The organism is Neobacillus sp. B24, assembly GCF_055381825.1.
Window position 1 is genome coordinate 909,805 of the sequence record NZ_AP035777.1, and the last position, 13,577, is coordinate 923,381.

Here is a 13,577-nt window from a genome sequence, read left to right on the forward strand (position 1 = left end):
ACTCAAACCGTTCTATCTTTCCTTATTAAGCTATCCTGCCTTTAGTTTAATTAGTACTACGAAAAAAGCGTTAATCCTTGATCAACGCTTAAATAAGATGGGATATGCATTTATTTCTTCAAATCATACCTTCTAGTACTAACTCCAATCTACAGGAGGTTTAACCATTTGTACTTTAAATCCAAGCTCTTTTCCAGCTGCCATAATGAACTCTTTTCTAAAAAAATAGCTTCTGCTGCTTACAATTTTTCCGTTTTCGACTTCATGCATCTGAATATCGTGAATTTCAGGGCCGTCGGCACCCTTGGTCAAAACGATGATAACCGGCTTATTCCATAGAATAAATTCTTCCGCAGTGTGTCCTGGCAATCCAAATCGTAGTGAACCATTACGTATTTCATTCTTATTAAATTCCTGAAAACCAAGAAAAGCCTCGTTATGTGCTTGTTCACTATATAGACTCAGCATACTATCTAAGTCACCATTATTAAATGCTTTTAAATAGGCTTGGATTGTTTCATCATTCGCTTTTTCTACAGTCGATCCTTGTTTCGGCTTTGCAAAATCAATGAGTTGAATTTTCTTCCTTACACGCTGAACGGTAGCATAGACCCCTCCTGGAGTACTCTTTACAATCCCGGCAATTTCATCAGCGTTAAAATGGAAGATATCAAATAAAAGGTACGCCATAGTCTGCTTAGGTCTAAAGTGTGCTTGAAATGAGGTTAATACTTCCTCTAATAGTAATCCATCTGAGAATTCAATACTTGGTTCCGTTATTTCTTCTAAACTTCCAATTTCTCTTTTTAGTTTTCTACACTGGTCCAGCCAAGTGTTTGTGGCAATCCTAAAGAGATAACTTTTTTTATCGATGACTTTATCCCATTGCTGTGGAAGTAATCCAAAGGATTTAATAAGAGTATCTTGAAAAAGGTCCTCTCCATCCCAAGTTGAGCCCGTAACATACCTGCAATAGTTCCAGAGATCTAAAGAATAAGGCTGAATCATTTCCTCATAATTATTTTTCAGTTTTCTTGTTTCTACAACGAGATCGCTATGTAAAGTTTCTTTCATTCTGCATCCCTCCCAATTGGTTTACATTAATAAGACGAATAACTATAGCAAAATTATACTTCTTCCTCCATTATTTATTTTAACTTTTTTCTTCAACTACCCATTTAGTTCAATAAAAAATGGCCACGGATGTCAAGCACCGTGGCCAGTCAGAAAACGAAGAAAGATATTACTTTTTCCTAATGCACATTGACTTTCATCGCTGATAGTAGGAGTTTATTCTGTTTCTTCTCCAGAAGGCCGAGTCGTTTGGGTTGGAAGGGTATCCCAAAAACTTGTATCCATATTTTCAATGGAACCATCAGCGATCGCTCTAGTTGCTGCATCAAGGGTGGTGATTGTTTGCTTAATTAAATAACCATTACTTTTTTGTCCAAGCGCGTAAGACTCATAGTAATGATCAGACATGCCGCGCATTTCAAAGAGAAGGGTGGAAATATCATATTGAACAGCGGCACCATTACGGCCAATTCTTTCCTCTGAACCGCCATTGTATTTACCAATATTACCCCATCCCTTGGAGTTAATGGCATTGAACACGACAGCTCCTAATTTTTTTGAACGTTCGAGGACCTCCGGCTTTACATTCGGGTTTGTCGGATAAAGAATCGACCCTGAAACATATTCACCGTTTATTTCACTTTGAGTTCCTTGGTGATGGAGATCAATCATATAATTGATGTTGTACTTACTTAAGACATTATTGTGCAATGCTTGAGTTTCTGGATATATTTTGGCAACATGGTCACGGTTTAAATCTGCACCAACAGCATTATAGCGAGTCAAATGCCTTCCGCCGTCAGCGACATAATCCTCAAGGGAAAAGTCGACATCACCCATTGCTCCGTCAGCGTTTAACATTGGTACGACGAGGATGTTTACATGATCAAGCACATCTTTCATTTTGTTCGTACCTAAGTGTTTGATAAATTCTAGAGCGCCTTCCGTCGTCAGTTGTTCATTGCCATGTTGTTGGGTTAAAAAGAGAATAGTAGGATTGCTAGGGTTAGTGATATATTTTGCGAGGTAAATATCACGGCCTTTTAAAGTTTGACCAATCACTTCTAGTTCCATTGCATTTTGTTTTGCATCTTGGGTTTTAAGAACGTCAACTAGTTCGTTGTATGTATGTAGGATAGAAGTCTGGATTGACTCATTTCCGCCATAATTCGGTCCTTCACCGACAGCCCCCACATAATGAGGAGCACTCACAAGTCCTCCTACTGCCATTAAACCAGATAAAGATAACGCAATGACTTTCTTTTTCATTTTATATCCTCCTTTTGGTATAAATGTAGAAATATTCAAAAATTTAACTACAAGGAAAATATTACAAATAAAGCGGGGGCTTGTACATAGTGATTAATGACTGACTTTGTCATCCTTCAATTTTCCTATATAGGGTTATTTTGGAATAATGCAGCGGCAGTATCTCCTACTTTAAAAAACCATCTCTCTAATTGCAAATGCAGGAATGTGGATAAGCTTTTGTAGGCTGATTTCTAGAATGAATCTTCCGAAAATACTAAACATACAGAATGTTAACCGTTGACAGTTAACATGAATTATCCTAATATTGAAAATATGTTGAGAAAATGCTTACGGAGTGGTTTAGAAAGGAGGGCGCTTTCATTGACATCGATTGTTAGAGATACACTTAATACTCAAATCTATCAAATATTGAAGAAACGTTTATTGGAAGGCGAATACATGCCTGGTGATAGATTGGTAGAAACAAAATTGGCGGAAGAATTCGGCACCAGCCGCGGACCGGTACGTGAAGCTTTAAAAATCCTTATTCAAGATGAGTTGCTTGTGCAACAGGGGAATGCCATACAGGTGTACAGCCCTTCTACATCCGATATGATTGATATTTATCAAGTTCGGCAGCAAATGGAATCGCTTGCAGCTAGATTAGCTGCTCTAAGAATTGATTCTTCCGAATTAGAAATGCTGGAAAAGATTGTGGAAGAAACAAAAATTGCCTGGTTAAACCAGGATAAAAATCAAGTAGTAGAATTGAGTATCAAATTTCATGAGATTATCCTGAATTCATCTGGTAACCGCCAGTTAATTTCATTAACGAATATGATTCGGGATAAAGTGACCTATCTAAGGAACAGTGTTGTGAAGGAAGCCATGCAAGATGAGAGTCCTATCGAGGAACATTCACGCATCCTTTCAGCACTGAAAGAAAGGGATGGAGATAAAGCCGCCAAGATCATGCTTGAACACATTGAGCATGATTTATCGGCACTTATATCACTTAATAAGTAGAAATTTTCACGGTGAGACTATAGGGGGATACACACATATGGGAAAAAAAGCGTTGGAAGGTTTAAAAGTGCTGGAAATGGGACAGCTCATTGCCGGTCCATTTGCCTCCCGGTTATTAGCCGAATTTGGTGCTGAGGTGATAAAAGTCGAACCTCCCGCTAAGGGTGATCCAATCCGAACATGGCGGGTGATGGAAAACGGAACAAGTCTATGGTGGTATGTTCAATCCAGAAATAAAAAATCAATTACGATCGACCTGAAGCATCATGAAGGACAAGAGCTGATCCGCGGGCTAGTGAAGGAAATTGATATTTTAATAGAAAATTTTCGCCCTGGAACATTGGAAAAATGGGGTCTTGGCTACGAGGACTTAAAGAAAATTAACCCAGGTCTGGTGATGATTCGGGTGTCCGGGTATGGTCAGGATGGTCCGTACAAAGATAGACCGGGTTTTGGATCGATTGGGGAAGCGATGGGAGGCCTTCGCTATATCACGGGATATCCAGACCGGCCGCCGGTACGAGTAGGGGTAAGCCTTGGAGATTCGTTGTCATCGCTGTATGCGGTAATCGGTGCCTTAATGGCTGTTTACCATCGTGATGTGAATGGTACAGGTGAGGGACAGGTCATTGACGTTGCCCTATATGAATCGGTGTTTAGTTTAATGGAAAGCGTTTTGCCCGAATATGACCGTGCAGGCTTGATTCGGGAAAGGTCGGGAAGTATGCTGCCGGGCATTACACCTTCGAATACATATGTTTGTTCTGATGGCACGTATATCGTGATTGGGGCGAATGGCGATGCCATTTTTAAAAGGCTTATGTACGCAATGGGACGAGATGACATTGCTGAAGATCCACGCTATGACAACAATGCCAAACGCTCTGAACATGCTGCCTTCTTAGACGGTCTTATCGAAGATTGGGCGAAAAGTTTGCCATTTGAGGCAGTGAAGGAAGCATTAGATAAAGCGGGGGTCCCGGCAGGTTCGATTTATTCGGTGGAGGATATCGTCAATGACCCGCATTACCAAGCCAGGAAAATGATTCAGGAAGTAGCCGTTGATGGTCTTGGTATGTTGAAGATGCCTGGAGTTGTACCAAAGATGAGTGAAACTCCTGGTGAAATCGAGTGGGCAGGACCCGCATTGGGGCAGCACACCGATGACGTTCTGGGCGGTAAGCTGGGTCTGACGGAAGAGCAAATGAATGCTCTAAAAGCAAAAGGGGTTATCTAGATTCTAACCAATTCTTAAAGCGTGGGATTTCTTACAATTAAAGAGGGGATGTCGTATGAACCTTCCGGATAAGGTAGAAATAATTGAAGTAGGGCCAAGGGACGGAATTCAGAATGAACCTAACTTTATCCCGACTGAAAAGAAAATTGAGCTGATCAATGCACTTAGCAAAACAGGAATCAACCGGATGGAAGCCGTTTCCTTCGTCCATCCCACATATGTGCCGCAAATGAAGGATGCAAAGGAAGTGCTTAACGGCCTAGAAAAGAACCCTTCCGTTCAATATATGGCGCTGATTCCTAATGAGAAGGGGTATGATCGGGCGATAGAAAGCGGTGTCGATTCACTAACACTGGTAGTAGGAGCAAGTGACAGCTTTAATTTAAAAAATGTAAAAATGAGCCGGGAGCAATCGATGACGAAGCTAGCAGCGGTAATCGAAAAAGCAAAAGCAAATGATATTTTTGTCCGCTATAGTATTGCTACTTCCTTTTGGTGCCCGTTTGAGGGAAAAGTAGATGCCGGCCTGGTTCTCAAAATGGTTGAAGAAGCAGAAATGCTCGGTGCCGATGAAATTGTTCTTGCCGACACGATTGGCAGAGCAAATCCAAAGCAGGTTTTTGACTTATTTCAGGCTGTTGCTTCATTAAAAACAAAGGCCAGTATTTCTGCTCATTTTCATGATACGTATGGCATGGCACTGGCAAATGTCATGGCTGCCTTGGAGGCGGGAATCACTCGGTTTGATGCTTCGATCGGCGGTCTTGGCGGCTGTCCATTTGCGCCTGGCGCAGCTGGTAATGCGGCTACAGAGGATCTTGTTTTCATGATGCATGAAATGGGCATTGATACAGGAATTGACTTCGGGCAGCTTCTAGCCTGCGTCGAATTACTGAAGCCATTTACCAATCGGGAATTGACGGGTCATCTTCATAAAGTAAAAGGCTGCCAATCCTAAATAAAGGAACATCATAGAGTTGTTTTAGCAAGTGTAGGAGGGGTGCCGGATCGTGAGTCGTTTAATTGTTTAATAGGATACTCTATCGAATACGGCAGGTTTGCAGAAATGAAAAATAGTTGAGGGGGAAGGGATATAAAATGAAGAAGGTAATTTCAAGTTTTCTAGCCTTAGTTTTATTAATGGGAATTTTGGCAGCTTGCGGGGGAAAGGCAACAAATCAATCTGCTCCGGATAACGGAGACAAAGCTGAAGGCAGCAGCGGAGATGGATACGAAGAAGCAACCATTCGTTTAGCGTACAATCTTCCTCAAGACCATCATATTTCTGTTGGAGTTGAACAATTTGCCAAGAATGTTACCGAAAAATCCGGTGGTAAGGTAAAAGTACAAGTATATCCAGCGGGGCAGTTATTAAGTGATAAGGAAATGAACCAGTCGATCCTGACAGGCGGGGTAGAGATGGGATTAAACTCGGCAACACTTTGGGCTTCGACCGTTCCGGCCATGGGGATCTTTGACGTCCCTTATGTGTTCCATGATTATGAAGCTGCTGGTAAGGCGCTTTCAGGTGACATGGGTGACAAACTAAAGTCTGCTATGGAAGAAAAAGGGGCAAAGGTATTATTATTTGCTGACTATGGTTTCGCTCAATTTGCTAATAATGTGAGACCGCTTAAAGCGCCTAAAGACTTTAAAGGCTTAAAGATTAGAAGTATTGGTGACATTCCATCTGAACTGATTAAATCCTATGGAGCTTCTCCAGTGTTTATGGGCGCCGGGGAAGTGTATATGGCTTTACAGCGTAATACCGTTGATGGTGCAACCTCTGGAACTACTGCGATGCTGCAAAGAAAATATGATGAAGTGGTAAAATACTTAACCATTAACAATTACGCTTATTTAGAGTTTATTTTAGCTGTCAATAAAGCTTATTGGGATAAGCTTCCTGCCAAAACACAAAAGTTAATTGAAGAAACGGCCGCGGAAACTGAGCAATGGATCCGTGAACAAGCAAAGGCTGAAGATACTAGAACCGCTAAAGAACTTGAAAACAAGGGTGTGGAAGTTTACGTTGTTCCAAAAGAGGATCTAAAAGTTTGGAAGAACGAGGCTAAACCAGTCTATGATATTTTTGAAAAACAAGCGGGAGACCTTGGTAAGGAACTTCTCGACATTGCTGAAACGCAAAACTAAACAAGTGGTTTTATTGAATCACCTGGGAGCACATGTCTCTCAGGTGAATTTTAAATCATGTCCTTTCTGACATAGTTTGGAGGCAAAAATGGATTTCTTTAAGACGCTTTATAAATTCACCGATAGAATCATTCATCTTGGAGGAATCATTTCAGGCATATTCGTAGTGCTTATGACAGGAATGATCTTTTATGAGATAGTGTCTCGTGCTATTTTCAATTCACCAACCATATTTGCGACAGAATTATCCATCTACTCGTTGATTGGAAGCTGTTTTTTCGGAAGCGGATACGCGTTACGAACCTATTCCCATATTACAGTCGATCTTTTAACAAATGCTGTACCAGTAAAAGTAAAAAATATTTTGGAGGTAATCTCCAATATGTTAGGACTCCTGTTTAGTGTTATTTTCACCTATTACTCGGTCCTGCATGTACTAGGCACTTATACCATTGGAACAACCTCTTCTTCACTATTAAGGGTGCCGATGTATATACCGGAGATGCTGCTGCCGATTGGCGGGGTATTGCTTTGCCTGGCATTTATTTTACAAATCATTGATGTTTTGGGACGGAAAGGAGAGGCTGCCGCATGAATATATTTTTCCTTGGAGGCATGGGGACTCTCCTATTAATTGGTCTGCCCGTTGCCTTCACGCTAGGCTTACTAACGATCGGCGGAATGTATTTCTTTAATGGGGGGACGCTGGCGTTCAATCAAATACCGATTATTTCATATAAGGCATTGGATTCCTTTGAGCTAACGGCTCTCCCGTTATATGTACTAATGAGCCAGATCTTATTAGTTTGTGGTGTGGGCAAAGATTTATATGAAATGGCAAGCAAATGGTTCAGACATTTACCTGGCGGGCTTGCGATTGGAACGATTTTCTGCTGTGCCATCTTTGCTGCGATTTCAGGTTCAAGCGTGGCGACGGCTATAACCGTTGGTTCAGTGGCAATTCCAGAAATGGTTCAACGAGGCTATACGAAAAAGTATGTTTTGGGCTTAGTAGCAGCAGGCGGTACATTAGGGATTTTGATCCCGCCCAGCGTTCCGATGATTCTTTATGGAAATATCACGGGAGAATCGGTAGGCAGACTTTTCATTGCAGGGATTGTTCCTGGTATACTCCTTACCATACTTTTCACCATTTTTGCCTCTTGGCAGACAAGACATATAAAGGACAAGCCTGCTACATGGGGGGAAAGGTTCGAAGCATCGAAAAAGGCTATATGGGGGTTAATCCTGCCCGTTATCATTATCGGCGGTATTTATTCAGGACTGTTTACACCAACTGAAGCGGCGGCAGTGGGGGTAGTCTTTAGCTTATTAGTTGCTGGATTAGCCTATAAAAATCTAACGATTAAAAATATGAAAGAAATCTTATTTTCAACCGTTCAAACAAATGCCATGATTCTTTTCATTATTGTTGGTGCGATGCTGCTTGGATTTATTTTAACGGTTCTGAGAATACCGCAAACCGTTACGGAAATGGCGACATCATGGGATGTATCCCCTTGGGTTATTTTTATATTAATCAATATCATCTTGTTGATCCTAGGGTGTTTCCTGGAGACGGTGTCTATTATCGTGATTACTGTTCCTATTTTATATCCAATTATTACTTCTTTAGGTTTCGATCCAATCTGGTTCGCTATTATTTTGGTTATTAATATGGAATTAGCCTTAATTACACCACCTCTCGGATTAAATTTATTCGTATTAAAGGGAGTAGACAAATCCTCCTCCATGTCACTGATTGTCCGGGGTGTTATTCCCTATGCGATTATCATGTTATTATTCATGGGACTGCTTGCGATATTCCCGGAAATCGTTACATTTCTTACGAATACAAGCAATATAAAATAGCAGAAAGCACGTGGCCGGCATCTTTAGGGTGCCGGCTTTTGTGCGTCGATTATACCAAATGTTTCAATCCTATTAAAAAAGCACGCATACTATATCTTTTTTATAAGATTAACTTTATAATTCGCACTAGATGACTTTTTTAGGGAATTTATACTTCTAGCTTAAGAAGGGAGATTTAATGATGAAAAAATTGATGTATACATTAATAGCCGGCCTAATGGTCTTTGTTTTAGCAGCATGCGGCGGAAACGAAGAAGGTAAAGAAGCCAAAAAAGATGAGAAGGCAAAAACTGCAGAAACTGCCCAGCAGAAGGAACAGCAAAAGCAAATGGCAGAAATGCAGAAGAAATTAAAAGCCCAGCAAATTGATGAAAAGAAAACAGTTGCTGTCGTGAATGATAAAGAAATCTTTGGAAGCGACTATAATAGCCTTTTATCATCTATACAAGGACAAATGATGCAAATGGGACAAGATCCGACTTCTAAAGAAGCGGCCGAGCAAGCGAAAAACCAAACCATTGACAACTTAGTCGGACAAACGCTTCTTCTTCAAGAGGCAGATAAACAAAACTATACAGTTTCAGAGGATGATATTAATAAGCGTCTGGACGAAGTGAAAAAACAGTTTAAAACGAAAAAAGAATTCGAAGCCGCCCTTCAGAAATCCGGCATGGATTTAAAAACCTTCAAAACACAAATAGCTGACGATATTAAACTTAATCAATATGTTGAGAAAGAAATGCCGGCTGGTGAAGTATCCGATGAAGAAATTCAAAAAGCGTATGATCAATATGCGGAACAAGGAAAGAGTGCGGGGCAAGAAGTTCCAAAGTTTGAAGACGTAAAGCCGCAAATTCAACAATCTCTTCAACAGCAAAAACAACAGGAAAAACTTGCTAAACAGGTGGCAGAATTAAAGAAGAATGCAAAGATTGATATTAAGATTTAATAGCTTATACACAAAAATGAATAACACAGAGGGCTGTTAACAAATGCCCCTTCAAAATAAAAAGAAGATGAATCCCTTCAATACGATAGGTCGGGGTCATCTTCTTTTTATTTAAGCAAAAAAGACCGCCGCAACTTTTCTTCTTGAACTCTTGCCTCCGTTAACTTAAGTACATTTCTTCGAAATATAATCGAAATGCATCTTCTTTATTTAAACACTAATAAACTAAATATATTAGGTTATTCTAACTGTATATTTAGCAAATATTGGGGAGGAAGTTTAATGGAACGTTTACAAGAATTTGACAAGATTCTATACGGTAGAAAAGAGAATACCGATTCTTTAATTAATTATTGGACAGACTATTCTAATCCTTCTACGTGGCAGTTTTGGGTTTTAATCGCTATTCTTTTAGTCCCATTGGTTCTTCTTTATATTAAAATTGACCGAAGTAAAGTATTTCTAATTGGTTTTTATGGATATAACGTTCATGTTTTTTTTACATTTATCGATTTATACGGTATAAATAGAGGGTATTGGCATTACCCTTATCAGGTTATCCCAGCTCTGCCAAGCATCTCATTGGATACTTCCCTGGTCCCTGTGGCTTTCATGCTCATTTACCAATGGACATTAAATAATCATAAAAATTATTACCTATATGCTATAATAACTGCTGCTATATTTGCATTTATTTTAAAGCCTATTTTAGTAAGTACTGGTCTTTTTAGAATGTACGGTGGAATTAATTATTTTCACATATTTTTTGGATACGTATTTGTACTTTTAATAGCAAAAGTTATAACCTGGTTATTTCATAAATTACATAAACCTAAATTCTGAGTAGACAATAGTAAAGTACTCATAAAATATGGGTGCTTTTTCTACAATCAACTTTCTTTTCTTCTATCATCAATCAATGGACTGTAAGTTCAACAAAAAAGGCGTTAATCCTTCTGGGATCAACGCACACGTTTGTTTAAGTGAAAACGTTCACCATTAGGAAACAATTTTATATCAAAATAGAGCCTTGTTTATTCATTGTTTACTTATCAAATTTTCGAATGTCCTAGGTATAACCACTTGCATAAGAGATAACCTATATTATGGAGGCGCTAAACATGGGTCGAAAATTTGAAAAAAAACTTATAATATGGCTATATTTCTTTGGTATTAGTTCCTTTATTTACTTAATTAAAAAACCACTTGCAAAGGACTGGCTCCTTGTTTTCTTTATAAAAAGTTATTATGCATCATTGGTCGATCAACTGGTTGTAAATAAAGGCTATGTTAAATATCCCATCCGATTTCCAAAACAAATTAAAACAAGTGTTGTGTTTGACTACATACTTTTCCCAATTTCTTGTGTCTTTTATAATCAACTGACAAAGGATTCTCGCATCCTTCAGTGCCTTTTAAAAGTTCTGTATTTCAGTGTACCGATGACTATTACTGAGCTATGGCTAGAAAAAAATACACAGCTTGTTAAATATAAAAAGGGGTGGAATTGATAATCTGGCACCCATGTCAAGGACACATGAAAAAAAGAGTTATGAAGCTAAAAGATGATTCCTATATTGAATAGGGGTCATCTTTTCTAAATTCCATTGATATCGATAATTGTTATAGTAAACCATGTAATGATTTATTTTCGCCTCCAGTTCATCTAATGTTTTACAAGACTGGTAGTCTACCTCATCCTTTAAATGCCCAAAGAAAGACTCCATCGGGGCATTGTCCCAACAGTTTCCTCTCCGAGACATTGACTGGTCTAAACCATGTCTTTTTAACAATTTCTGATATCTTGGGCTTGTGTAATGGCTCCCTTGATCAGAATGGATAAATGCCTCCGAATGTAAACTAATTTTCTTATTTTTCATTAATTTATCGATGGTCTTTGTTGCGATATCTAAAGTGATACGATCTGAAATATGATAAGCTAATAACTCATTGGTGGAGGCGTCTTTTATGGTTGACAAATAGGCCATACTACTTCCGTTATATGGTAAATATGTAATATCCGTTAATAATACTTTCCCTGGTACACCTTGCTTAAATTCCCTGTTTAACTTATTTGGTACGACCTGATGCTCCTTTGTTGCTTTGGCGATTCTTTTATATGGATTTGGCTTTCTGTGAGGACAGACAATTCCATATTTCCTCATTATTCTCCGGATTTTTTTACGGCTGAAGTTAACATCAAACTCATTCTTCAAAATCATTTTGATGGAGCGTGAACCTTTCTTATATCCTCTTCGGTCAAAAGCCTTTAAAATGAGTTCCTTCGCTTCGAGGTCTAACTTCTCCCTTGCTTCACGAACAGAGGCAGCCTTCATGTAACTATAGTATCCAGACCGGGAAACACCCAGAAGCTCACAAAAGTACCTAGTCATTCCCTTAAATCCGTTTTGCTCAAGCGTCTCCTGGATCAATTGATATGCCTTATTTGGATTTAGATTCTCGCTTGCGTTTAGCAGCCTCCTTTCGGTCGTTTCTAGCTTTTTTAACAGCTCTACCTGCCCTTCCAATAGCTCAATTCTGGCTCTTTGTCTCTCAATTACTTCGGAGGGTGTAAGCTCCCGTTTTAAAGGTCTGCCGGAGGATGTTTTTCTTGTATCTGTAAGCCCGATCAAGCCATTCATTTCATAGGCTTTTTTCCACCTACAGGCCGACTGTTCAATTCGTTTTATGCCAATGACGTCCGCATCAAATCCATTCTCCTCAAAAATTTGACGTGGGAGTTTGCCGACTTGGTATTCATCGATAAATCTATTTTTAAATTCTTCTGTATAGGTAATGGATTTTTCGCTGACACGCTGTACATTTGGATTTTTTTGTAGTGTATTTATCTCTTTAGATGAAAAAGTTATTTTACTCATGTTGTCCCCTAATCCCCATATTCTGAAATTCAAGTATATAAAAAATACCTGCAGGTTGAACACTCTTTTTTACAAGTGTCCTACCTACAGGTACCATTCTATGAAAAACACTTTTTATTCGCTTTCTTTTTCCTTTTTATTGGTCAGATTTTCAATGTCTGTTATAAGACGTCTTTTCAATAATAAATACGATTTTTCTTAGCTGGAGTGGAGGTTCTTAATCAACAACAAGAGTAAAAAGGATGAGGCATTTTTCTTCCTTTCGTATTATAAGTTCAACCAGATTTTCTGGTTGAACATTTTTTAGCTACAAGAAAACAAGACCGCCGCAGAAATCATCCTCAACCATCACAAAAAAAAGAATTTCCCCTACTTTATGAATACTCCAACCATTTAAGATAATTTACCAAATAAAAAAAATCTTAAAGAATGTTTCCCTCCTATTTTTGGAACAATACAATTGCATTGTATTAAAGAATAAGGAGGTTAATAAAAAATGGATAATCAAAAATTAGCCGATCATGAATCATTGGATTTACATGAAGTTATAAATTTCAAAACCCTTTGCTTAGCGAAATCAAAACTAATGCAAGGCTTGGTATTTGATCATGATTTGAGAGCATTAATGCAAAAAGATGTTGAACAATCCATGCAAGCACTTGGAGAATTACAGGCAATTTATCAACGTGCACCTTTTGAAGCGCCTGTTCCTCAAAACCGGCCAACACCAATAATAAATTGAAAGGAAGGCAAATTCATTGAACAATGACTATTTAGACCCAATAAACTCGCTACACGTACCAGAGCTAGCAGATACCACATTTGCGATGGATTTACTTCTTCGTGCCAAAGAAGGTGTGCGCAATATTGCGGTTGCATTAACGGAGTCCGCATCACCTGATGTTAGAACGCTCTTACGAAACCAGTTAATGCAAGGGATTGCCATGCACCAAGAAATTACAGAACTAATGATTAGTAAAAAATGGTTCCATCCATACGAACTAAGTGAACAGTATAAACTAGATCAACTCTCTGCCAACAATACATTGATGATTGGCAAAATGAATCTATTCCCTGTTGAGACCAATAGAAAAGGTATGTTTGACCGGACACCTGATGAACACTAACACTGGAG

General features: G+C 38.9%; 14 protein-coding genes. 11 read left to right on the forward strand and 3 right to left on the reverse strand.

Annotated features, from left to right (window positions below; genetic code table 11):
• Positions 1-138: 138 nt before the first annotated feature.
• Together ACZ43M_RS04350 and ACZ43M_RS04355 are read right to left on the reverse strand one after the other, a co-directional pair.
• The gene (locus ACZ43M_RS04350) at positions 139-1,074 is read right to left on the reverse strand and encodes a sigma factor (protein WP_464506214.1); all 936 of its coding nucleotides are present in this window, start codon (positions 1,072-1,074) and stop codon (positions 139-141) included.
• A 216-nt stretch (positions 1,075-1,290) separates the two neighbouring features.
• A complete protein-coding gene (locus ACZ43M_RS04355) occupies positions 1,291-2,343 on the reverse strand; it encodes a M14 family zinc carboxypeptidase (RefSeq protein WP_464506215.1) in 1,053 nt (350 codons plus the stop codon).
• A 363-nt stretch (positions 2,344-2,706) separates the two neighbouring features.
• Between ACZ43M_RS04355 and ACZ43M_RS04360 the strand changes: the two genes are divergently transcribed.
• The 9 genes from ACZ43M_RS04360 (at position 2,707) to ACZ43M_RS04400 (ending at position 11,074) form a co-directional block, all read left to right on the forward strand.
• Positions 2,707-3,351, forward strand: coding sequence for a GntR family transcriptional regulator (locus tag ACZ43M_RS04360; RefSeq protein WP_464506216.1), 645 nt, complete (start codon positions 2,707-2,709; stop codon positions 3,349-3,351).
• A gap of 37 nt (positions 3,352-3,388) precedes the next feature.
• On the forward strand, positions 3,389-4,588 hold the full coding sequence (locus ACZ43M_RS04365; RefSeq protein ID WP_464506217.1) for a CaiB/BaiF CoA transferase family protein: 1,200 nt from the start codon (positions 3,389-3,391) through the stop codon (positions 4,586-4,588).
• Between the two features lie 55 nt (positions 4,589-4,643).
• Positions 4,644-5,546: a hydroxymethylglutaryl-CoA lyase gene (locus tag ACZ43M_RS04370; RefSeq protein WP_464506218.1), complete on the forward strand. Its 903-nt coding sequence runs from the start codon at positions 4,644-4,646 to the stop codon at positions 5,544-5,546.
• A 140-nt stretch (positions 5,547-5,686) separates the two neighbouring features.
• Positions 5,687-6,742, forward strand: coding sequence for a TRAP transporter substrate-binding protein (locus tag ACZ43M_RS04375; RefSeq protein ID WP_464506219.1), 1,056 nt, complete (start codon positions 5,687-5,689; stop codon positions 6,740-6,742).
• An 88-nt stretch (positions 6,743-6,830) separates the two neighbouring features.
• Positions 6,831-7,337 carry a TRAP transporter small permease gene (locus tag ACZ43M_RS04380; protein WP_464506220.1) on the forward strand — a complete coding sequence of 169 codons (507 nt, stop codon included), beginning with the start codon at positions 6,831-6,833 and terminating at the stop codon, positions 7,335-7,337.
• Positions 7,334-8,614 (forward strand): TRAP transporter large permease, encoded by a 1,281-nt coding sequence (locus ACZ43M_RS04385; protein WP_464506221.1) that lies wholly within the window; start codon positions 7,334-7,336, stop codon positions 8,612-8,614. The genes ACZ43M_RS04380 and ACZ43M_RS04385 overlap by 4 nt, the downstream gene beginning before the upstream one ends.
• 181 nt (positions 8,615-8,795) lie before the next feature.
• Entirely contained in the window at positions 8,796-9,563 is a 768-nt protein-coding gene (locus tag ACZ43M_RS04390) for a SurA N-terminal domain-containing protein (RefSeq protein WP_464507950.1), read from the forward strand.
• Positions 9,564-9,845: 282 nt separating this feature from the next.
• Positions 9,846-10,406 carry a CBO0543 family protein gene (locus ACZ43M_RS04395; protein ID WP_464506223.1) on the forward strand — a complete coding sequence of 187 codons (561 nt, stop codon included), beginning with the start codon at positions 9,846-9,848 and terminating at the stop codon, positions 10,404-10,406.
• 278 nt (positions 10,407-10,684) lie between these two features.
• On the forward strand, positions 10,685-11,074 hold the full coding sequence (locus ACZ43M_RS04400; protein ID WP_464506224.1) for a CBO0543 family protein: 390 nt from the start codon (positions 10,685-10,687) through the stop codon (positions 11,072-11,074).
• A gap of 39 nt (positions 11,075-11,113) precedes the next feature.
• On the opposite strand, the gene ACZ43M_RS04405 is transcribed toward ACZ43M_RS04400, so the two are convergent.
• Complete coding sequence (locus tag ACZ43M_RS04405; RefSeq protein WP_464505451.1) at positions 11,114-12,442, reverse strand: IS3 family transposase; 1,329 nt, start codon at positions 12,440-12,442, stop codon at positions 11,114-11,116.
• Positions 12,443-12,938: 496 nt separating this feature from the next.
• Between ACZ43M_RS04405 and ACZ43M_RS04410 the strand changes: the two genes are divergently transcribed.
• Together ACZ43M_RS04410 and ACZ43M_RS04415 are read left to right on the forward strand one after the other, a co-directional pair.
• Positions 12,939-13,184, forward strand: coding sequence for a spore gernimation protein GerQ (locus ACZ43M_RS04410; RefSeq protein WP_066255762.1), 246 nt, complete (start codon positions 12,939-12,941; stop codon positions 13,182-13,184).
• A 16-nt stretch (positions 13,185-13,200) separates the two neighbouring features.
• Positions 13,201-13,569 carry a spore coat protein gene (locus tag ACZ43M_RS04415; RefSeq protein WP_335420585.1) on the forward strand — a complete coding sequence of 123 codons (369 nt, stop codon included), beginning with the start codon at positions 13,201-13,203 and terminating at the stop codon, positions 13,567-13,569.
• Positions 13,570-13,577: the final 8 nt, after the last annotated feature.